Source organism: Bacillus sp. SKDU12 (assembly GCF_010093085.1).
Lineage (GTDB): Bacteria > Bacillota > Bacilli > Bacillales > Bacillaceae > Bacillus > Bacillus mexicanus.
The window spans coordinates 23,898-43,078 of the sequence record NZ_MSRC01000003.1; the positions used below are offsets into that span (position 1 = coordinate 23,898).

The window sequence follows — 19,181 nt, forward strand, 5'->3', positions numbered from 1 at the left end:
ATATACGATGTCAAAACATATTGTCATTTTAGGCGCTGGTTATGGCGGAGTTCTTTCTGCTCTAACAGTTCGCAAACACTATACAAAAGAACAAGCACGTGTGACAGTGGTAAACAAATACCCAACTCACCAAATTATTACAGAATTACACCGTCTTGCAGCAGGCAACGTGTCTGAAAAAGCGGTTGCAATGCCATTAGAAAAACTTTTCAAAGACAAAGACATTGATCTTAAAATCGCGGAAGTAGGCTCTTTCTCTGTTGATAAAAAAGAAGTTGCGCTTGCTGACGGTTCTACATTAACTTATGATGCGCTTGTTGTAGGTCTTGGTTCTGTAACAGCATACTTCGGCATCCCAGGCCTTGAAGAAAACAGCATGGTATTGAAATCTGCTGCCGATGCGAACAAAGTCTTCCAACATGTTGAAGATCGTGTGCGCGAGTACTCTCAAACGAAAAATGAAGCTGATGCAACAATCCTTATCGGCGGAGGCGGCTTAACAGGTGTTGAGCTTGTCGGTGAGCTTGCTGACATCATGCCGAACCTTGCGAAAAAATATGGCGTAGACCATAAAGAAATTAAATTGAAACTGGTTGAAGCAGGTCCGAAAATTCTTCCAGTTCTTCCGGATGATCTTATCGAACGCGCGACTGCAAGCCTTGAAAAACGCGGTGTTGAGTTCTTAACAGGCCTTCCTGTTACAAATGTAGATGGAAACGTGATTGATCTGAAAGACGGATCTAAAGTGATTGCCAACACATTTGTTTGGACTGGCGGCGTACAAGGTAACCCATTAGTCGGTGAATCAGGTCTTGAAGTGAACCGCGGACGTGCGACAGTAAACGACTTCTTGCAATCTACATCTCATGAAGATGTATTCGTTGCCGGAGACAGCGCAGTTTACTTTGGTGCGGACGGCCGTCCATACCCGCCAACTGCACAAATCGCATGGCAAATGGGTGAGCTGATCGGTTACAACCTATTCGCTTACTTAGAAGGCAAAACACTTGAAACATTCAAACCAGTAAACTCTGGTACACTTGCAAGCCTTGGACGCAAAGACGCGGTTGCTATTATTGGTGCTAATTCTACACCGCTTAAAGGTCTTCCTGCTTCCTTGATGAAAGAAGCAAGTAATGTACGATATTTGACACATATTAAAGGACTTTTCAGCCTAGCTTACTAATCCTTTATGAACTCGGACATTGCAGAAAGCATTCCTTATGGGATGCTTTCCAGCAATGTCTTTTTTTATTTTTGAAAGGAATGTTTTCGCTTGAAAAATAAACTGCAATACTCTATTACAGTTATGCGGAGGACAGCCGATGGGATCGAAGAGCTTTACATTATCAGGTGTGTGTCCGATTGATTGAGAGAAAGCCGTGCCGATCGCGATCTGCTACTGAACTCACTCAGATTCAGCATTCATCATATGTTAAATGAACAAGGGATTTGATCGTGAAATCAAATGTAAAGGGAACTAGGGATGCTCTGTCGATTCTTTTGATACCATCTATGAAGAAGGCTATCCTCCGAGAGGATAGCCTTCTTCATTAAATCAATTTTAAGCCGCTGATCAAAATGATAGACGCCATAATAAATTGCAGCGGACGCGGAGAGAATCGAGGGGAGAGATGGCTTCCAATCAGCACACCGGGAATTGAACCGAGCAGCAGGTTGGCTGCCAGCATGTAATCTACGCTCCCAAAACTTGCGTTCATAATACCAGCTGCGGTAACAAGAAGAAAGGCATGTGCGATATCAGTTCCGACAATCTGTGACGCTTTCATGTTAAATAAATAAATCATGGCAATGGCAAATAATGACCCGGAACCAATTGATGTTAATCCGACAATAAATCCAAACACGATCCCAATGAGAATCGTCAGCGTCCGCTTATTTTCAAGCGGCATCAGCTGCCAGCGGTTCGGGCGAAGTTTTCGATCCAAAAACAAACGAACGATGATTGAAATGGCGACTAGTGTTAACACATAGCCAAGAGCATGCTTAATAATATCTTCCTGGTGCTGATGAAAGGCGGGGAACAAATGCAGTATGCCAATGGCTAGCGAAGCACTCGGAATACTGCCGATGGCTAAGTATTTTACTAGTTTGAAGTTAATCGTTTTCTGCCGCCAATGCGAGGCAACGCCAAACAGCTTTGTGATCGAGTTATATACTAGATCCGTACCGACGGCGATGGAAGGATTAATTCCAAGCACAATTAAAAGAGGAGTCAATAAGGCCGCTCCGCCCACTCCCGTCAATCCGACTAAGGCTCCGACAAACAAACCCATCAATATGATGCTTACACTCATGATAAAGGCCTCCTGAAAACCCGACTATTTTTATCAGATTGTATATAATTAGGTCATGATTTTGTGCGTTATCTGCTTGAAATGTTGGTTTGCTCATATCTGTATTCAATTGCCCTATAATAAGTGTCTAGACAAGATTGGGAAGTGAGCCGGAGGCACAAAAAAAGATACCCTAAACAGGTATCTTTTTTCACGTTTTTCTTACATGCGCTGCTGATAGAAAGGAAGCTCTGTATGACCCATTTCCCGTACATACACAAACAAATTGCCTTTATGGTGAATTTCATGCTCCATTGCAAGCTGAAGAAGGGAGCTGCCTGTGACTTTTCTGCCGAAAACTGCTGTCAGATCAATTTCTCTGTCTAACTGCTCTTCAGTCAGCTGTTCAAGAATAGCGGTTGTTTTTTCTGTGTACATTTTTGCCAGCTTATTGAGGTCTGTTTCTGTATCTTCCTGTTTGTTTTGAAATGGTGAAGCATTGCCTTCTTTAATGACAGTTGCGAACAAGTGGAAAGACGTCAGAATGTGTTTGACAAGCTCTTCCGCTGACATTGACGTTTCAGCCGGTTTGTAGCTGTACTGGTCTTTACTGATTTTTTCAGCCAACTCATTGGTCACGTTTCGGTGAGATAAGAAATGACTGACAATTTGATTGGGTTGGTTCAATATGATCTCCTCCATATGTAAAAATAATGGTGCAATGAAATCCTATATCAACGGATATCAATTCACAAGTAATATGCTGTGGGATGAAACTAAATATGATGTCACTCGTATATATAACGTTAACAAAATTTGAAATGGAGTACAAACATGACAAACATACCTTTCATTTATCAGCATGAAGAAAAAGAAACGGAAAGAGCTGCTGCAGGATACGGTTCTTTCGGTTATCTGATCACACGGATTGAAAAGACGCTATATGATCAGTACGGTGTTTTTTATGAGCTCTATGCCAGTGATGACCCGAATACTGAATACTGGGAGCTTCTTGAAGAAGATGTCCGCAGCGGTTCAATAGAGTCTGAGCATGTGGCTTATATATTTGAAAAGCTTGAAAAGAAAACATTTGCTTACGATGAAGATGAAAAAGAGCCGGATTATACCGTCCATAAATCGATAAGAAACAGTGTATATGCATATCCAGAAAAGGGGGTTGCTTTTGCCAGAATTCCATATTTTCAAGATGGGAGTATTATAAGTTTCGATTGTCTGTTTGCAGTGAATGATGAAAAGATGCGTGCATTCCTAGAGGAAGTCAGACCGCGTCTCTGGGAACAAAGCAAGCAGAAAGTGACCGTTTTTACGGATGAAGATGGAGGGATGTCAAGAGAGCAGGAAGCCATTGTCAAAGAGGTTCAACGGAGTCAGGTGATCATGGAGCCTCAATTGAAAAAAGAGATATACAGATCAATTGATCAGTTTTTTCATAGTGATAAATCGTTTTATCAAATGTATGATATTCCTTACAAGCGCGGTATTCTATTATATGGACCGCCCGGAAACGGAAAGACGACATTAGTGAAATCAATCGCAGGCAGTATCGATGCACCTGTTGCCTATTGGCAAATTACTGAATTTACGTCAAGCGAGACAATAGAAGAAGTGTTTCAGGCGGCGAGACGTCTTGCTCCTGCCGTTCTGGTCATCGAGGATATAGATTCGATGCCGGAAGATGTGCGATCCTATTTTCTCAATACACTAGACGGCGCAACATCAAAAGAGGGGCTGTTTCTCATCGGTACGACAAACTATCCCGAAAAGATCGATCCAGGTTTGATGAATCGTGCAGGACGGTTTGACCGTGCTTATGAAATCGGGCTTCCGGATGAAGAATTGCGGCTGGAATATATGAAAATGAGAGGCTTCGACATCTTTATGAGTGAAGGGGAAATAAAAAAAACTGCAAAGCTTACAGATGATTTTTCCTTTGCACAGCTGGGAGAATTATATGTATCTTCAGCCCTTCAATGGCACCAAGAAGGAAACCTTCAGATTGAAACCATGGTGAACGACATGACAGGAGAGCATAGGAAAAGCCGGCAGGGAAGCTGGATGGAAAGAAACAAAGTTGGTTTTCACTAAAAGAAAGCACGGGTTTTGAAAAACCTGTGCTTTTTTGTTGCGGTTAGCCGAAATTTGACAATTGCGGTCTTTTTGCGTTCTTCTTTTTCTTGAAAATATGATAAAATATGACATATAACAGGTAAGTCAAAAAGGGGGGATTAATTGAAGATGAAGCAGACGATTCCATCCTCATTTGTCGGGCTTAAAATTAATGAATGGTATACCCATATCCGGCAGTTCCACGTTGCTGAAGCCGAACGGGTCAAGCTCGAAGTAAAAAGAGAAATTGAGGATATGGAAGAAGATCAAGATTTGCTGCTGTATTATTCTTTAATGGAGTTCAGACATCGAGTCATGCTGGATTACATTAAGCCTTTTGGAGAGGATACGTCGCACCTTGAGTTTTCAGAATTATTAGAAGACATTGAAGGGAATCAGTACAAGCTAACAGGGCTTCTCGATTATTATTTTCATTTTTTTCGAGGCATGTATGAATTTAAGCAGAAAATGTTTGTTAGTGCCATGATGTATTATAAACGGGCAGAAAAGAATCTCGCCCTCGTTTCGGATGATATTGAGAAAGCCGAATTTGCTTTTAAAATGGCTGAGATTTTTTACAATTTAAAACAAACCTATGTTTCGATGAGCTACGCCGTTCAGGCAGTAGAAACCTACCAAATGTATGAAACATACACCGTCCGCAGAATCCAATGTGAATTCGTTATTGCAGGAAATTATGATGACATGCAGTATCCAGAAAGAGCATTGCCCCACTTAGAACTGGCTTTAGATCTTGCAAAGAAAGAAGGCAATCCCCGCCTGATCAGTTCAGCCCTGTATAATCTCGGAAACTGCTATGAGAAAATGGGTGAACTGCAAAAGGCAGCCGAATACTTTGAGAAATCTGTTTCTATTTGCAAGTCGGAAAAGTTCGATAATCTTCCGCATTCTATCTACTCTTTAACTCAGGTTCTGTATAAACAAAAAAATGATGCCGAAGCGCAAAAAAAGTATCGTGAAGGATTGGAAATCTCCTGTCAATACGGTGATGAATTATTTATGAAGCTTTTTCGATTTTTACATGCGTTGTACGGGGAAAATATTGACACAGAATCAGTCTCACATACCTTTCAATTTCTTGAAGAACATATGCTGTATCCTTATATTGAAGAGCTGGCACATGATGCTGCCCAATTCTATATAGAAAACGGACAGCCTGAAAAAGCCATTTCATTTTATGAGAAAATGGTGCACGCACAAAAACAAATCCAGAGAGGAGATTGTTTATATGAAATCTAAATGGATATCAGGTTTGTTGCTCATTGCGGTCGGGTTCAGCTTTACTCAGGTGATGGTCCATGCAGGAGAAACAACAGATACAGAGGGGAAAACATTTCATATTGCGGCACGAAATCAAACATGATCATAACAAAAAAGACCCGCAGGGGTCTTTTTTATATCAGCTTCCATTCTTTTATGGTCAGCTCGGAAGATCCGTTAGCCACAAGCGGATCTGTATATCCGATTTCCGCCGCTTCTTCCAGCGAACCTGCTTCGATAACATAGGCTCCGCCTGTGGCGTCGCTGAATGGCCCAAATATTTTTAAGCGCTTTTCGTCCTGTAAGCGGTCCAAAAATTCATAGTGTCCGGCCGCATGCTCCTGATTAAATTGTTGTGTTCTCGTTGTTAGCATTAAGTATGTATTCATGATCATACACTCCTTTTGAATACTATTTTAACACTATTATCCATATAGCGGTGACGAAAGATACGCATTTTTCGTCCTACGAATGCCACCTATTGATGAAAAAGAAAAAGGAGAGATGATAGGTGAGCATTCAAGTAAAGAAAAATTTGGTCTCAGAAGCAAAATACGCGCTGAAGTGCCCCAATATGATGTCAGCTGAATACATTACCATTCATAACACGGCAAATGATGCGTCAGCGGCTAATGAAATCAGCTATATGGTTGGGAACACCAACTCGACAAGCTTTCATTTTGCAGTGGATGATCAAGAGGTGATTCAAGGTCTGCCGTTAAATCGAAATGCCTGGCACACGGGTGATGGCACAAACGGTCCAGGAAACCGCAAATCAATTGGTGTTGAGATTTGCTACAGCAAATCGGGAGGTCAAAAATATGAAAAGGCCGAAGCCTTGGCGATTTCTTTCGTGGCTCAGGTGCTGAAAGAGCGCGGCTGGGGAATAGACCGGGTGAGAAAGCATCAGGACTGGAGCGGAAAGTACTGCCCGCACCGTATTTTATCAGAAGGGCGGTGGGATCAAGTAAAGGCGGCAATTGAAAAGGAACTAAATAGAAGCGCGTCAGCAAAAAAGGTATCAGTTCCTTCTTCGGTTTCTGAATACCATGTGAAAAAAGGCGATACACTGTCAGGGATTGCCGCATCACACGGAGTCAGTATGAAAACACTGCAAAGCATTAATCATATCACTGACCCGAATCATATCGTAGTCGGTCAGGTGATCAAACTGCCGCAGACGGCATCTGCTTCTAAAAGCCATGCCGCATCCTCATATCCGCTCCCATCCGGAGTGATTAAAGTGACAAGTCCTCTGACGAAAGGGACAAACGTAAAACAAGTGCAGACCGCTTTAGCAGCTCTTTACTTTTATCCTGATAAAGGTGCGAAAAATCATGGGGTTGACGGCATGTATGGCTCGAAAACTGCAAATGTCGTGAAACGATTTCAGTCTGTCAATGGATTAACGGCAGATGGGATTTACGGTCCGAAAACGAAAGCGAAAATAGCGGAAAAGCTATAATCAAAAAACGGAAGCTGCCAAGCTTCCGTTTTTTCTTCTTACATACAAACTGCGGCAAGCACCTTTTGAATATCATAAATGCTTTCATCTTTTTTAAACTGCTTTGAGACAGCTGGAAGTTCCGCACCCGAGATCCAAATTTTCAGCTCTGAATCAAGGTCAAAGCGGCCAGCAGTCTCCACGCTGAATCTAGAAATGCTTTTGTACGGAATCGATTGAAATTCTGTTTTCTTGCCGGTGATTCCCTGCTTATCTACAAGAATAAGCCGCTTGTCAGTAAAGACAATTAAGTCACGAACCAGCTTAAATGCGGCCTCGACACTCTCATCATTCAGTAAAATAGGAGCCAGCTCTTTTTTTACCGCATCTGTTGACAATGTTGACGCATTTCCAATTAATCCATCAATAAATCCCATCCTATCTCTCCTCATTCGTATTTTATTACATCATACAATAAAAAAGGTTTTCATTCATAGACGAGTAGAGTAAACTGGTGCTGATTGAAAAAGGAGAGCGTTTAACATGAAAGATATATATGACAGCTTTGCAGCCCTTTCTGCTTCTGAGTCGGAGTACCGGATTATATATGAGGAGAAAAACGGAAGTGAGCTTATTGTTCTCGGTCCCCACGGCGGAAGAATAGAGCCTGGCGTCAGTGAACTGGTGCGGGCATTTTCGGATCAGTGTTCCATTTATTTGTTTGAAGGTGTGAAGCAGCGAAACAACCGTTCTTTACACCTGACAAGCACACGTTTTGACGAGCCGCTGGCTTTAGAAAAAGTGAATGCCCATCATTGTGCATTGGCATTTCACGGATATCATGATCCGAATACCCCGCACACATTGGTTGGAGGCGCGAATCGGAAAAAAGCAAGGCTCATTTGTGAGCGGCTGAATGAAGCGGGCTTCAGCGCTGAGCTCACGAGTGAGAAAGACGGGCTGGCAGGTATTCATCCGAAAAACATTGTCAATCGGACGAAAAGGGAAATGGGACTGCAATTAGAAGTCAGCACGGCACAGCGAAAGGAATTGTTCTGTAATTTTGGCTGCTGTGATGAATGCTACACACGAAGCGGTCTGTTCTATCGATATGTGGAGGCTGTTAAGCTTGGCTTTTATGAATAAATGAAGCGGACCTGCACGATTGGCCCATTCCTTCATACGCTGAGGCTGTGCGAAAGTGTAGGGAGGAATGAAGATGTTTTACCATATTAAAGAGCTTCAATATCAAGCAAAGCCAGCACATCCCGATCCGGTATATGCGAAAAAGCTTCAAGAAGTGCTGGGCGGCCAATACGGTGAGATCAGCGTCATGATGCAATATTTGTTTCAAGGTTTTAACTGCCGTGCAGATGCGAAATATAAAGATTTGCTTTATGATATCGGGACAGAAGAGATCGGGCATGTGGAAATGCTTGCCACGATGATCTCGAGACTTTTGGACAACGCACCGGCTGATGTGCAGGAAAATGCTTATAAAAGTGACCCGGCTGTTGCAGCTGTGTTGTCTGGGATGAATCCGCAGCATGCCATTGTCGCCGGTTTAGGTGCAATGGCAGCTGATAGTGAAGGATATCCATGGAATGCGAAATACATTATTTCTAGCGGTAATTTGCTGGCGGATTTTCGCGCAAACTTAAATGCGGAATCGCAAGGGCGCCTTCAGGTGACAAGGCTTTATGCCATGACTGATGATCCTGGGGTGAGAGATATGCTGTCATTTTTGATTGCGAGGGATACTTATCATCAAAATATGTGGTATGCGGCCATAAAAGAGCTGGAAGAAAGGGAACGGGATATAGTCGTTCCGACGACGTTCCCGCGAGAGCTTGAAAAGCAGGAAGTGTCCTATGATCTGTTTAACTTTTCCAGAGGGGATGAGAGCTCACAAGGAAGATGGGCTCATGGCGAAGCCTTTGACGGACGGGGCGAGTTCAGGTATATCCCTGCTCCAATTGCGTTCGCATCTGCACCTCATCTCAAACCGGCGCCAATGTGGCTGCAGAATACCATCCCTCCAATGTCAAAATGCTAGTTTTTCTGCCGTGCTGAAGACATTTGTCTTCAGCACGTTTTCGATCAGTTGTATTTGCCAGTATGATATAACGCTTTTTCTTCAGCAACCTGCAAGTGCTGCTGATCGCTTTCTTCGTAGACATGTGGCCGTTTGTGTGATAATAAGTAAGAAAGCCGCTTCTGAAATTGAATACCTGCTTTACGCCGTTCAAACATTTCAAGCCTTTTTTCCGCAAATTCCTTTGTTACCCGGAACACCGTTGCGATTGTAGCGAGCGCCTGGCTCCTCCATTGCGGCAGTTCCATTTGCAACAGCATAAAGGTTGGCACACAGAAGTGGTACATAAATTGATTCGCCTGAAATTCCTGCAATTCTCTGAAGAGCTTGCTCATCTGAAAGTGATTGCCTGCATGCTTTAACACGTGGCACAGTTCATGCCCAAAATCCTCCCATTGTTCTTCCCGTGATTTTCTCTGATTCAATACGATACTGTACATGCCGTCGTATTTGACCATCATGCTCCCCGTATCCTCAAAATGAACCCAAATATCGAGGTCCTTTGCGATTTTCAGCATGTCAATGTGATGAGGGGAAGTAATACCCAGCCGGCTGTATACATTTTTTACGTATTCCTCCAGATGTGATAAGTAATTGCCCAATTGAACACTCCCTTTCGAACGTATGTTCTATTTTTAGCGAGAAAGAAAAGCCCTTATAGGACTGGAAAGTATGTTGAAATCTTTCCCTTTTCTAAAAGAAATAAACAGCTTTTTCTTTATATCGGTCTATTTCTTATATGTTTTAGAGAACAGGGAAAGAATTATTTATTTTTTGGTTTGCGGTTTTTCTCTTTTTCTTTTAAATAGTTGATAAATTCGATAGCTTGCTGTTTGCTTTCTGGGGAAAAATCCTGCATATCCCGGTATGCGAGCTGCAGGTCTGGATCTGAGAATGTATCATCGTCGGAATTTTTTTCTTTCCCTGTTAGCAAGTAATCAGTCGTTACTTGAAAGTAATCAGCCAGCTTTTGCAGTGTGTCATAATCAGGTTCGCTTCGCCCGTTTTCATAGTGGGAATATCGTGCCCGTGACACACCGATATGTGATGCGATTTCTTCCTGTGTCCTTTTCCCTCTGAGACTCTTCAATCTGGCGCCTATCATGCTATGACCTCTCTTTTTTAAACTCCCTAAGTTACTTTTGATTATAGATACAATCTGTATCAAAATAAAGTTATGATAAAAAAAGTATCAAAAATAACTTGATGATACGGAATGTATCGTTTATACTTGGTAACAGTTGATACAAAACGTATCGAAAACAGATTAGGGGGAGTGATCATATGTATCCCATCCACATTGTTTTTAGTGAAAATCCCATAGATCATCGCCATCTTGGACAATCCGGCGGCACCATCTCGTTTACGGCTTGCGGTCTTCCGGTGTTTCGCTTTGAAACGGAAAACAGTTTCAAACATATATGATGTTAAAAGGAGATGCGGCTTACAATGAAAACCGATAAAAGCTATCCTTTTCCAATGTATTCAGGACTGTTAAATTCAGAACATTATGACAAAATAGGTCCGTCACTATGGCTGTTTCTCTGGTTCATCAGCTCAACAACAAAAGAAATTGAAAAAGGCGGTGTCAGCTGGGGAATTGTGCTTGGCCATAAGCCGTTAAAAGCGAGAGAGATGGCGGCTGTTTTCGGCGTAAGTGAAAAAACTGTCAGAAGATGGTTGGAACTTCTCGAAACCCATGAGTACATAAAAGCTGTCCGTGCTCCATATGGATTGATGATTTCAGTAAAGCGTTCTAAAAAATTCAGCTTCAGATCGGACAAAACGGCACACCGGAGCACAATGGAACGGCCATTTCCGCCGCAGACACCGGACAAAGATGTCCGCTCTAATATAGATAAAACAAATATAAATACTGCTGCTGATGATGCAGTGGATCACATTGCGAAGCGATTTACACAATTACGGTCGGCTCAAGAAGGACGCACCGTGTATCCTTCCTCAAGAGATTATGAAGCCATCGCCCGTATTGTCGCCATCGGCGTTCCATTAACGCAAACAATCAAATGGCTTGAGGAATGCTTTCAAGCCTTTGAAAACCGGCGGACAGCCGCTTCGGAAACAATTAAGGCCTTTCGCTACTGCTCGAAATTCATTGAAGATCGATTTTTCGCGCAGCAAGCCAAAAAGGATGCCGCAATTCAACATGAGAGGATGGAAAGACATGACAAAACGAACAATCGAGCACATTTTGGACGAGCTGCAAAGAGGGAGACGTCCATTACTGGCGGACAAACCGGCCGAATCAGACGCAAGCCGGTATGATTGCCCGCAATGCAAGGATCAGGGAGGTTATCTCATCCGGCAAAACGATCTGGAAGTCTGGACGATGTGCAGCTGCACGACAGAACGGAAGGTAAAGCGGCTGCTCGGTGCCAGCGAGATTACGCACGCCTTCAGACAGCTGGACTTCAGAGGATTCCGCACGGAGGGAAAGCCGCAGGCCATAAAAGACGCGTTTGAATGTGCAAAAGAGTATGTGGCCGATTACGAAAATATTAAGGACAGCCGAAAAAACAGCATGGCTCTTCTCGGGCAGCCGGGATCGGGGAAAACGCACCTTTTGACTGCTGCTGCCAATGAATTAATGAGAACACGCCATGTGCCGGTCATTTATTTTCCGTTCGTGGAAGGTTTTACTGATCTGAAAGATGACTTTGACCTCTTGGAACAGAAGCTGAACCGAATGAAGCAGGCAGGTTTGCTGTTCATAGATGACCTGTTTAAACCGGTTAACGGCAAACCGCGCGCAACAGACTGGCAATTAGAGCAAATGTATTCGGTGCTTAACTACCGCTACTTAAATCATAAACCAATTTTGCTTTCGAGCGAGCTGAGGATTGAAACACTTGTTGGAGTTGATGAAGCGCTCGGCACGAGAATTTATGAAATGTGCAGTGATTACTTGGTAATCATCAAAGGAACAGCGTACGAGCTGAATCATAGATTGGAGGGGATCAGATAATGTGCAAGCTTTGTCAAACAAAAAAAGTCATTGTGGAGCATACCGAGATTGGAGCCGTTTTTCATCCATGTCCGAACTGCCGATCCGGAACTGATTTAACACCGGTCATTCGAAAGCTGGAGCAAATGCTGGCCGCGGGAAAAGCGAGGCTGAATATCTATGATTAAACAACTGACTGCTCTAATTGCTTTGCTGTTTAGGGCAAAAAGAACCGAAAAAAACATTGAAAAATGGTATAAGGACGACGGGAAGTGAAAGTGTTGGCAAAAACAAAACAAGCGGAGAAAAGCCCAGCGCCGTGGCGTGCTGTCCCGTGCGGGGAGGCGAAACCGATTTATATTTATTCAGCGTACAGCGAAGAAGAAAAAGAAAGATTCCCCTATTCAAACGGCCGGCTGATTGCCGCTGTATTTGACCCGAGCTCTTATTCGCAAACAAGCAATGCCGCCTTGATGGCGGCTGCGCCTGAACTTTTGGAAGCGTCTCAAGCAGCTCTTGATTTTCTGAAAGGGAATTCTGTTCATTCAAAGGAGCGCATCATTCAGTTATTAGAAAAAGCCAAAACAAGCGCTGCGCCGAAAAGGGAGGAAAAGAAGCATGATCAATCCTAAAAAACTATTAAATATCAATTCTATCACACTGGGGAGCCAGCTGGAGAACGGGAAAATCCGTGTGATTATTATGGATGGAATCAAGCAAGAAGCATGGATCACAGAAGCACCGGAACACGGTAAAACACTTGTTGAAACGAGAAAGGGAGACCTTGCCCGCGTGGAATTTGAAATCGGCTATAAATTAAATTAAAGCAAAAACAGAATACGTCCAAGACGGAAAGCCTGCGGACACTGATCAACTGCACAGCATTTGTGCGTTGATTGGTGTCCGTTTTTTATTGCCAAAATGAGGAGGATCATAGAATGCAAGACTTACTATTTGAATATAAACGCACGTTAAAACAAACAAGAATACAATATAAATCGCTCGCTGAAGCAGATGAATCTGTGCTCTCGGCTGAAGAGCTGAAGGATAAAAAAATCATCAGAAATATAATTACCGACCTTGAATATGTAACAGAATGGCTTGAAAAAGGTAGGCAGCCCGGCATCAGACGGGCGATTGACCGGCGTGACGCTTACCAGAGGCTGATGATCAAGGACCCGAGAATCATCGAATCATTTTCCAGTGCTATGATGTTCGAGCCGGACGGACAGATATCAGAAGAAGATCGAGAAAGAATCCGAGAAGCGTTATCGCTGTTAACGGACAGAGAAAAAGAAATGTTTTTGCTGCATAAGGTAGAATGCTTTTCTTATGAGCGGATTGCTGATCTTCTTGGCGTAAAAAAATCGACTGTGCAAACGACCATCAAACGTGCAATTGGAAAGATGCAAAGACAGCAGGTAGAAATGAATTGCTCGCTTGCCTGAAAACTTGTCATACGTTTGCCACCTATAAGTGAATAGAGCATGACACATAAGCGGCTGGCAAGAGCAGCCGCTTTTATGAATAGACATCCATGCTGGAGGTGGCGGTGATGCCGTAGCATGAAAACACAACTGCGCGAACAAGCATTAGCAATCTATCAACAATATCAGGGGAAAGTCACAAACAGGGCGATTGCGGACACAATCGGTGTTTCTGCAAAAACAATCGGCACTTGGAAAAAACAAGACAAATGGAAAGAGGCCTTATTTTCTGAAGCCGGAAATGAACAAAAACAGTACCGTGTAGACAATGATGAATTAAATGAACGTCAGCGGCTGTTTTGCCTGTATTACGTCAAAAGCTTCAATGCTACACAGTCAGCAATCAAAGCGGGCTATTCTCCAGACAGCGCCCATGTGACGGGCAGCCGGCTGTTAAAGAATGAAAAGGTCGCTGCTGAAATCAGGCGCATTAAAAAAGAAATGGTCAATGAAATGTTTATTGAAGCGATGGACGTGCTGCAGGTTTATATCAAGATCGCGTTTGCGGATATTACAGACTATGTGACCTTTGGAAAAAAAGAGGTCCAGGCTGTCGGGAAATCGGGTCCGCTGTTTGACGAAGATGATAACCCAATTATGAAGGAAATCAGCTTTGTCGATGTCAAAGATTCCGGACTCGTTGATGGCACAATTGTGACAGAAGCGAAGCTCGGCAAAGAAGGCATCGCCATCAAACTCGCCGATAAAATGAAGGCGCTCGAGAAGCTGTCCTTATATTTTGATTTGTTTCCGGATCAATTGAAACAAAAAATCGAAAACGAAAAATTAAAGCTTGCCAAACAAAAAGCGGCGAAAACAGATGACAGCCAAGAGCCGATTGAAATCATGATTAAACGAAAAGAGGACAAGCCATGATGGTAAAAGAAATCAACCCTCATTTCGAAGATTACGTGTTCAATTGGGAGCAGACGTACCAATTTCTCGTCGGCGGCTACGGCTCATCCAAAAGCTATCATACCGCATTGAAAATCGTGCTAAAGCTGCTGAAGGAAAAGCGGACTGCTCTTGTCATCCGCGAGGTGTTCGATACCCATCGGGATTCGACCTTTGCTTTGTTTCAAGAGGTGATTGAAGAGCTCGGTCTCACAAGGGCTGTGGCCTCTCTTTCTTCCCCGCTGCAGCTGCGCTTTCAAAACGGCAGCCGGATCATGTTTAAAGGAATGGATAATCCGGCGAAATTAAAATCAGTTCATAACATTTCATTAATATGGATTGAAGAGTGCTCAGAGGTGAAGTATGAAGGCTTTAAGGAATTAATCGGACGTCTTCGCCATCCTGAGCTGAAGTTGCACATGATCTGCACCACCAATCCCGTCGGCACCTCCAATTGGACGTACCGGCATTTTTTTCGGGATGAACGCAATAACCGATTTGTGCTGGATGACAGTGAGCTTTACGAAAAGCGGACGATTGTAAAGGGAGATACGTATTATCATCATTCCACAGCAAACGATAATCTCTTTCTTCCGCAAAGCTATGTGAAACAGCTTGACGGACTCAAGGCGTATGACCCAGACCTATATCGAATTGCCCGTAAAGGACGATTCGGCGTCAATGGGATCAGGGTACTGCCGCAGTTCGAGGTGCTCCCGCATGAACAAGTAAAAGAACACATCGCAGCTATCAGCAAGCCGATATTTCGCACAGGCATGGATTTTGGGTTTGAGGAATCCTATAATGCTGTCGTCAGGCTTGCTGTCGACCCAGAAAAAAAACATCTCTACATTTATTGGGAGTATTATCAAAACAAAATGACAGATGACAGGACGGCTGAGGAGCTGCGTGAGTTTATTGACACACAGGAATTGATCAAAGCCGACTCCGCTGAGCCGAAAAGCATCCAATATTTCCGCCAGCAAGGCTTTCGAATGGTCGGAGCCAAAAAATATCCGGGCTCCAGGCTTCAATACACCAAAAAAGTAAAACGATTTAAAAAGATCTTCTGTTCGGACCGCTGTGAAAATGTCATCTATGAGCTCAAAACGCTGACGTACGCCAAAGATAAAAACGGCGCGCTGATTGAAGATGAATTCACGATTGACCCGCATACGCTTTCTGCTATTTGGTATGCGCTCGATGACTATGAGGTTGCTGACATGAAAGAGACAGCAGACAAACGAATCCGGCCGAATCGGGAAAGGAGGAGATCATAAATGACGAACAATCAAACAGTCAGAGCGACTGTATTCAAAGCCAATGCCGCCGCTCCTCAGACAAAGCAAATCTATGAAGATGACTTTTCTGAGCTGTACGGAGATGATATTATCGCCCCGCCCTACAACCTGACTGAGCTCAAAACCATTGCTGAATATTCAACGATACTTCAGCAATGCATAGATGCGTACAGGGTCAATATTACAGGTTTTGGCTTTGATGTTGAGTATACATTTGATTTCAATGCGAGTGACGTCGATCAGACGAAAAAGAAAAGAGCAGAAAAAGACTGGGGCAGACTAGAGGCCTTTTATAAATGTCTTCATTTTGACGAATCAGCCGAAATGATTGTAGGCTATGCCATCGAAGACAGAGAAAAAACAGGCAATGGATTTATGGAAGTGTTGCGCGACGGGATGGGGAAACCGGCCGGCATTGAATATTTAGATGTGAAAAATATGCGTGTATGCGGAGCCGGTGAACCGATCGAGGTCTCTTTTTCATATGAAGAAAATGGGAAAGTGAAACGGATCAAAAGGCAAAAACGTTTCCGGAAATATGTGCAGATGATCAATGGAAAGAAAGTATTTTTCAAGGAATTCGGCGATCCGCGAAAAATGGACATGCGCACAGGTGAATATGTACGTGCATTGGCAGAGAAGTATCAAGCGAATGAAGCCATTCACCTCAAAATCGGAAGCGGCGTATACGGTGTGCCCCGCTGGGTCGGAAATATCGTCAATTTATACGGAGCCCGAAAAGCAGAAGAGCTCAATTTTATGTATTTTAAGCAAGGCCGTCACGTACCCGCTGCCATCACAGTGGAAAACGGGATGCTGTCGGAAGCTTCTTACCGGGAGCTGCAGGAGTACATGAATGATCTTGAAGGCGTGGAAAACGCCCATAAATTTCTCCTGATTGAAGCGGAAGGAATCGCGAAAGAGAAGGATCTTCACGGGGGCGAGGATATTACGCCGGTGTCCGTGGAAATCAAATCCTTGGCGGAGATTCTCCAAAACGACGCCTTGTTTCTTGAGTACGATGAAAAAAGCAGAAATAAGCTGCGCTCGGCGTTCCGCCTCCCGCCGCTGTATACAGGCGAGGCTCATGAATACAACCGGGCGACAGCTGATACCGCCAGAAAAATTACGGAGGAGCAGGTCTTTCAGCCAGAGCGAAAAACGCTCGTAAATAAACTGAACACACTGCTTCTGCCGGAGCTGAATATCCATGACGTCAGGCTGACATTAAAAGGACCGGACTTTCGTGATCCGCTTGAGATTGCGAAAGTGCTCGGTCCTTTTATTACAGCCGGAGCGGTTTCGCCGAATGATTTGCGCGACCTTGCAGGGCGGGTGCTTGGCAAAACGCTGGAGGAGTGGCCTGAGGAGGCCTATAAACGGCCTGCAGGGCAGGATGCGGAAAAAACAAACCTGACTGCGCTCATGCAGGAGCTGAAAGAAAGCATCGAAGCTATGAAAACATCCTGAAGGGAGGTGAACCAAGCGGGTGGCGCGGGAATTGAAAAATGCCAAAATCAGCTTTGTCAGCTATGTGGACAAGGCGGCTAACCAGACAGAATTTTTCTTTACAAAGTCAGACGGACCTCCGTCATTTGAAAAAAAGGTTCGGCTGTTTACTAAAAGTGAGCAGGATGAACAAAAGCTCGTGTACGGAATTGTATATGAGCCTGAGGTTCCAGATGCCCACGGCGATTTTATGACCGCTGAGGAAATTGAAAAAGCGGCGCACGGCTTTCTCGCGGAGGCGCGGGAGATTGATATAAACCACAGCTTTGAAGGCGGAACCGGCGTCGTAGTCGAGTCGTATGTGGCCCCCGATGACTTTATGATTGGGTCAAAGCGAATTGCAAAGGGATCGTGGGTGCTCGTGACGAGAGCGTCTGACGAGGTGTGGGAACAGATCAAGGCTGGAATCATCACAGGCTACAGCATGGCAGGCACTGCTGATGTGTATGAGGAAGAGCCGGTTGAAAAAGCGGGATTCCTCAGTGTATTCAAGCAGATGCTGGCTGACAAAACAGGGAAGGAGACTGAAGCAATGAGAAAAGATGACATGAAAGAATCATTCGAGAATGCGCTTTATCCTCTGCTCAAACGGCTTGAGAGGATTGAAAAAAATACAGACACGGAGGAAAAGCCTGAGCAGACGGGTGATGACGAGCGTCTGAAAAAGCTCGTTGAGGATATGCTTGCCCCGCTGATCGAGCGCATCGAGGCGTTGGAAAAAGCGCGAGGCGCGTCTAAGCAGACAGCGGACGATGCGGGCGGCAATACAGAGCAAGTGAAAAAATCAATCTGGAGCGGACTGCTGTAAAACCAGTCAAGGAGGAGGAAATCAATTGAGAAATCAAGAGATCATTCAGAAAGCGGAAATGTCGCTTTCTGCTTTAAAAAGCGGCGGACTTATGAACCCTGCGCAAGCATCGGCTTTTATCCGCATGGTGCAAAACACGCCGACCATTTTCAATGAATCCCGCGTGATTCAAATGGAAAATGACTCGCAAAAATTTGAGAAAATCGGCTTCGGCCAGCGTATTCTGCGGGCTGCTCAAGAAGGAAAAGCACTGCCAAAGGACCAATTGACAGTTCCGACGACAAGCACTGTTCAGCTGAACACGAAAGAAGTCATTGCGGAAATCAACATTACGTATGACACACTTGAAAACAATATTGAAAAAGACGGCCTGCAGCAGACGATTATGCAAATTTTAGCGGAGCGCGCCGCAGTTGATATTGAAGAGCTGATTGTAAACGGTGATACAGCATCAGATGATCCTTATTTGGCGCAGCTGGATGGCATTCGCAAACAAGCGGTGTCCCATATCGTTGACATGAACGGTGAAGAATTGTCCAGATCGACATTCAAGAGAGGCTTAAAGGCTGTCCCGTCGAAATATTTGCGTATCCCTCAAGAATTCAGATTCTATACGTCTCACGGCTTAGAAGTTGAATGGAAGGACCGCGTAGCAGACCGTCAGACAAACCTTGGGGACCAAGCTGTTCAGGGCGGTTTATCAACAGCGTTCGGCATACCGGTCAAAGGGGTATCCAATATGCAGCCGTACACAGTCGGTGAAGGAGACGCGCAATATGACGCTTCTGATATCATTCTCACACATCCGAAAAATATCATTCTCGGCTTCTCCCGCAATATCCGAATTGAAGTCGACAAAGACATCCGCGCCCGTAAATTCGTTATCGTTTTAACGGCCAAACTGGACAGCAAGTTTGAGGAAGAGGATGCATGCGCGAAATTAATTAACGTAAAAGAATAATAGAAACGGGGT

24 protein-coding genes and 1 pseudogene are annotated in these 19,181 nt (G+C 44.1%); 19 read left to right on the forward strand and 6 right to left on the reverse strand.

The window, feature by feature from the left end; all coding sequences use genetic code 11:
- The first annotated feature begins 7 nt into the window (after positions 1 to 7).
- Positions 8 to 1,186, forward strand: coding sequence for an NAD(P)/FAD-dependent oxidoreductase (locus BTW01_RS01330; protein ID WP_162101244.1), 1,179 nt, complete (start codon positions 8 to 10; stop codon positions 1,184 to 1,186).
- Positions 1,187 to 1,553: 367 nt separating this feature from the next.
- Here BTW01_RS01330 and BTW01_RS01335 read toward each other — a convergent pair whose 3' ends face one another.
- Positions 1,554 to 2,318, reverse strand: coding sequence for a sulfite exporter TauE/SafE family protein (locus BTW01_RS01335; protein WP_162101245.1), 765 nt, complete (start codon positions 2,316 to 2,318; stop codon positions 1,554 to 1,556).
- A 201-nt stretch (positions 2,319 to 2,519) separates the two neighbouring features.
- The gene (locus BTW01_RS01340; protein ID WP_162101246.1) at positions 2,520 to 2,984 is read right to left on the reverse strand and encodes a DinB family protein; all 465 of its coding nucleotides are present in this window, start codon (positions 2,982 to 2,984) and stop codon (positions 2,520 to 2,522) included.
- A 147-nt stretch (positions 2,985 to 3,131) separates the two neighbouring features.
- On the opposite strand from BTW01_RS01340, the gene BTW01_RS01345 reads away from it, so the two are divergent.
- From BTW01_RS01345 to phrA, 3 genes are all read left to right on the forward strand, one after another.
- Positions 3,132 to 4,403, forward strand: a complete 1,272-nt coding sequence (locus tag BTW01_RS01345) for an ATP-binding protein (RefSeq protein ID WP_162101247.1) — start codon at positions 3,132 to 3,134, stop codon at positions 4,401 to 4,403.
- 144 nt (positions 4,404 to 4,547) lie between these two features.
- On the forward strand, positions 4,548 to 5,684 hold the full coding sequence (gene rapA, locus BTW01_RS01350) for a response regulator aspartate phosphatase RapA (protein ID WP_162101248.1): 1,137 nt from the start codon (positions 4,548 to 4,550) through the stop codon (positions 5,682 to 5,684).
- Positions 5,674 to 5,808 (forward strand): phosphatase RapA inhibitor PhrA, encoded by a 135-nt coding sequence (gene phrA / locus BTW01_RS01355; protein WP_162101249.1) that lies wholly within the window; start codon positions 5,674 to 5,676, stop codon positions 5,806 to 5,808. Before rapA ends, phrA begins: the two co-directional genes overlap by 11 nt.
- 31 nt (positions 5,809 to 5,839) lie before the next feature.
- On the opposite strand, the gene BTW01_RS01360 is transcribed toward phrA, so the two are convergent.
- Positions 5,840 to 6,094 (reverse strand): YciI family protein, encoded by a 255-nt coding sequence (locus BTW01_RS01360; RefSeq protein WP_162101250.1) that lies wholly within the window; start codon positions 6,092 to 6,094, stop codon positions 5,840 to 5,842.
- 122 nt (positions 6,095 to 6,216) lie between these two features.
- Between BTW01_RS01360 and BTW01_RS01365 the strand changes: the two genes are divergently transcribed.
- Positions 6,217 to 7,170, forward strand: coding sequence for an N-acetylmuramoyl-L-alanine amidase (locus tag BTW01_RS01365; protein WP_162101251.1), 954 nt, complete (start codon positions 6,217 to 6,219; stop codon positions 7,168 to 7,170).
- A 38-nt stretch (positions 7,171 to 7,208) separates the two neighbouring features.
- Here the strand turns inward: BTW01_RS01365 and BTW01_RS01370 are convergent, their stop codons facing one another.
- Positions 7,209 to 7,586 carry a PH domain-containing protein gene (locus BTW01_RS01370; protein WP_162101252.1) on the reverse strand — a complete coding sequence of 126 codons (378 nt, stop codon included), beginning with the start codon at positions 7,584 to 7,586 and terminating at the stop codon, positions 7,209 to 7,211.
- A 106-nt stretch (positions 7,587 to 7,692) separates the two neighbouring features.
- On the opposite strand from BTW01_RS01370, the gene BTW01_RS01375 reads away from it, so the two are divergent.
- Positions 7,693 to 8,295: a poly-gamma-glutamate hydrolase family protein gene (locus BTW01_RS01375; RefSeq protein ID WP_162101253.1), complete on the forward strand. Its 603-nt coding sequence runs from the start codon at positions 7,693 to 7,695 to the stop codon at positions 8,293 to 8,295.
- A gap of 73 nt (positions 8,296 to 8,368) precedes the next feature.
- Positions 8,369 to 9,205, forward strand: coding sequence for a manganese catalase family protein (locus BTW01_RS01380; RefSeq protein WP_162101254.1), 837 nt, complete (start codon positions 8,369 to 8,371; stop codon positions 9,203 to 9,205).
- Positions 9,206 to 9,249: 44 nt separating this feature from the next.
- Here the strand turns inward: BTW01_RS01380 and BTW01_RS01385 are convergent, their stop codons facing one another.
- Both BTW01_RS01385 and xre read right to left on the reverse strand, forming a co-directional pair.
- Positions 9,250 to 9,846: an ImmA/IrrE family metallo-endopeptidase gene (locus tag BTW01_RS01385; protein WP_162101255.1), complete on the reverse strand. Its 597-nt coding sequence runs from the start codon at positions 9,844 to 9,846 to the stop codon at positions 9,250 to 9,252.
- A gap of 161 nt (positions 9,847 to 10,007) precedes the next feature.
- A complete protein-coding gene (gene xre / locus BTW01_RS01390; RefSeq protein ID WP_162101256.1) occupies positions 10,008 to 10,349 on the reverse strand; it encodes an HTH-type transcriptional regulator Xre in 342 nt (113 codons plus the stop codon).
- Between the two features lie 179 nt (positions 10,350 to 10,528).
- Here xre and BTW01_RS01395 point away from each other — a divergent pair.
- The 12 genes and pseudogenes from BTW01_RS01395 to BTW01_RS01450 all read left to right on the forward strand — a co-directional run bounded on the left by BTW01_RS01395 (position 10,529) and on the right by BTW01_RS01450 (position 19,169).
- A pseudogene (locus tag BTW01_RS01395) lies at positions 10,529 to 10,707 on the forward strand (hypothetical protein).
- Positions 10,694 to 11,530, forward strand: coding sequence for a phage portal protein (locus tag BTW01_RS01400; RefSeq protein ID WP_162101257.1), 837 nt, complete (start codon positions 10,694 to 10,696; stop codon positions 11,528 to 11,530). Before BTW01_RS01395 ends, BTW01_RS01400 begins: the two are co-directional and overlap by 14 nt.
- Entirely contained in the window at positions 11,430 to 12,230 is an 801-nt protein-coding gene (locus BTW01_RS01405; protein ID WP_162101258.1) for an ATP-binding protein, read from the forward strand. The genes BTW01_RS01400 and BTW01_RS01405 overlap by 101 nt, the downstream gene beginning before the upstream one ends.
- Positions 12,230 to 12,397 (forward strand): hypothetical protein, encoded by a 168-nt coding sequence (locus tag BTW01_RS01410; protein WP_162101259.1) that lies wholly within the window; start codon positions 12,230 to 12,232, stop codon positions 12,395 to 12,397. The genes BTW01_RS01405 and BTW01_RS01410 overlap by 1 nt, the downstream gene beginning before the upstream one ends.
- 84 nt (positions 12,398 to 12,481) lie before the next feature.
- Positions 12,482 to 12,841 carry a phage portal protein gene (locus tag BTW01_RS01415; protein ID WP_162101260.1) on the forward strand — a complete coding sequence of 120 codons (360 nt, stop codon included), beginning with the start codon at positions 12,482 to 12,484 and terminating at the stop codon, positions 12,839 to 12,841.
- Positions 12,828 to 13,034 (forward strand): XtrA/YqaO family protein, encoded by a 207-nt coding sequence (locus BTW01_RS01420; RefSeq protein ID WP_162101261.1) that lies wholly within the window; start codon positions 12,828 to 12,830, stop codon positions 13,032 to 13,034. The genes BTW01_RS01415 and BTW01_RS01420 overlap by 14 nt, the downstream gene beginning before the upstream one ends.
- Positions 13,035 to 13,147: 113 nt before the next feature.
- Positions 13,148 to 13,657, forward strand: coding sequence for a sigma-70 family RNA polymerase sigma factor (locus BTW01_RS01425; protein WP_162101262.1), 510 nt, complete (start codon positions 13,148 to 13,150; stop codon positions 13,655 to 13,657).
- A 117-nt stretch (positions 13,658 to 13,774) separates the two neighbouring features.
- The gene (gene xtmA, locus BTW01_RS01430) at positions 13,775 to 14,572 is read left to right on the forward strand and encodes a phage terminase small subunit (RefSeq protein WP_162101263.1); all 798 of its coding nucleotides are present in this window, start codon (positions 13,775 to 13,777) and stop codon (positions 14,570 to 14,572) included.
- Positions 14,569 to 15,870: a PBSX family phage terminase large subunit gene (locus tag BTW01_RS01435; protein ID WP_162101264.1), complete on the forward strand. Its 1,302-nt coding sequence runs from the start codon at positions 14,569 to 14,571 to the stop codon at positions 15,868 to 15,870. The genes xtmA and BTW01_RS01435 overlap by 4 nt, the downstream gene beginning before the upstream one ends.
- Entirely contained in the window at positions 15,871 to 17,361 is a 1,491-nt protein-coding gene (locus BTW01_RS01440; RefSeq protein ID WP_162101265.1) for a phage portal protein, read from the forward strand.
- A 19-nt stretch (positions 17,362 to 17,380) separates the two neighbouring features.
- Complete coding sequence (locus BTW01_RS01445) at positions 17,381 to 18,208, forward strand: XkdF-like putative serine protease domain-containing protein (RefSeq protein WP_162101266.1); 828 nt, start codon at positions 17,381 to 17,383, stop codon at positions 18,206 to 18,208.
- 25 nt (positions 18,209 to 18,233) lie between these two features.
- Positions 18,234 to 19,169, forward strand: a complete 936-nt coding sequence (locus BTW01_RS01450; protein WP_162101267.1) for a phage major capsid protein — start codon at positions 18,234 to 18,236, stop codon at positions 19,167 to 19,169.
- Positions 19,170 to 19,181: the final 12 nt, after the last annotated feature.

Excerpts from the sequence above, each read along its gene's own strand:
- BTW01_RS01330 (WP_162101244.1), top strand. The coding sequence starts at position 8 with ATGTCAAAACATATTGTCATTTTAGGCGCTGGTTATGGCGGAGTTCTT.
- BTW01_RS01335 (WP_162101245.1), bottom strand. The coding sequence starts at position 2,318 with ATGAGTGTAAGCATCATATTGATGGGTTTGTTTGTCGGAGCCTTAGTC.
- BTW01_RS01345 (WP_162101247.1), top strand. The coding sequence starts at position 3,132 with ATGACAAACATACCTTTCATTTATCAGCATGAAGAAAAAGAAACGGAA.
- phrA (WP_162101249.1), top strand. The coding sequence starts at position 5,674 with ATGAAATCTAAATGGATATCAGGTTTGTTGCTCATTGCGGTCGGGTTC.
- BTW01_RS01360 (WP_162101250.1), bottom strand. The coding sequence starts at position 6,094 with ATGAATACATACTTAATGCTAACAACGAGAACACAACAATTTAATCAG.
- BTW01_RS01370 (WP_162101252.1), bottom strand. The coding sequence starts at position 7,586 with ATGGGATTTATTGATGGATTAATTGGAAATGCGTCAACATTGTCAACA.
- BTW01_RS01375 (WP_162101253.1), top strand. The coding sequence starts at position 7,693 with ATGAAAGATATATATGACAGCTTTGCAGCCCTTTCTGCTTCTGAGTCG.
- BTW01_RS01380 (WP_162101254.1), top strand. The coding sequence starts at position 8,369 with ATGTTTTACCATATTAAAGAGCTTCAATATCAAGCAAAGCCAGCACAT.
- xre (WP_162101256.1), bottom strand. The coding sequence starts at position 10,349 with ATGATAGGCGCCAGATTGAAGAGTCTCAGAGGGAAAAGGACACAGGAA.
- BTW01_RS01400 (WP_162101257.1), top strand. The coding sequence starts at position 10,694 with ATGAAAACCGATAAAAGCTATCCTTTTCCAATGTATTCAGGACTGTTA.
- BTW01_RS01405 (WP_162101258.1), top strand. The coding sequence starts at position 11,430 with ATGACAAAACGAACAATCGAGCACATTTTGGACGAGCTGCAAAGAGGG.
- BTW01_RS01410 (WP_162101259.1), top strand. The coding sequence starts at position 12,230 with ATGTGCAAGCTTTGTCAAACAAAAAAAGTCATTGTGGAGCATACCGAG.
- BTW01_RS01420 (WP_162101261.1), top strand. The coding sequence starts at position 12,828 with ATGATCAATCCTAAAAAACTATTAAATATCAATTCTATCACACTGGGG.
- BTW01_RS01425 (WP_162101262.1), top strand. The coding sequence starts at position 13,148 with ATGCAAGACTTACTATTTGAATATAAACGCACGTTAAAACAAACAAGA.
- xtmA (WP_162101263.1), top strand. The coding sequence starts at position 13,775 with ATGAAAACACAACTGCGCGAACAAGCATTAGCAATCTATCAACAATAT.
- BTW01_RS01435 (WP_162101264.1), top strand. The coding sequence starts at position 14,569 with ATGATGGTAAAAGAAATCAACCCTCATTTCGAAGATTACGTGTTCAAT.
- BTW01_RS01440 (WP_162101265.1), top strand. The coding sequence starts at position 15,871 with ATGACGAACAATCAAACAGTCAGAGCGACTGTATTCAAAGCCAATGCC.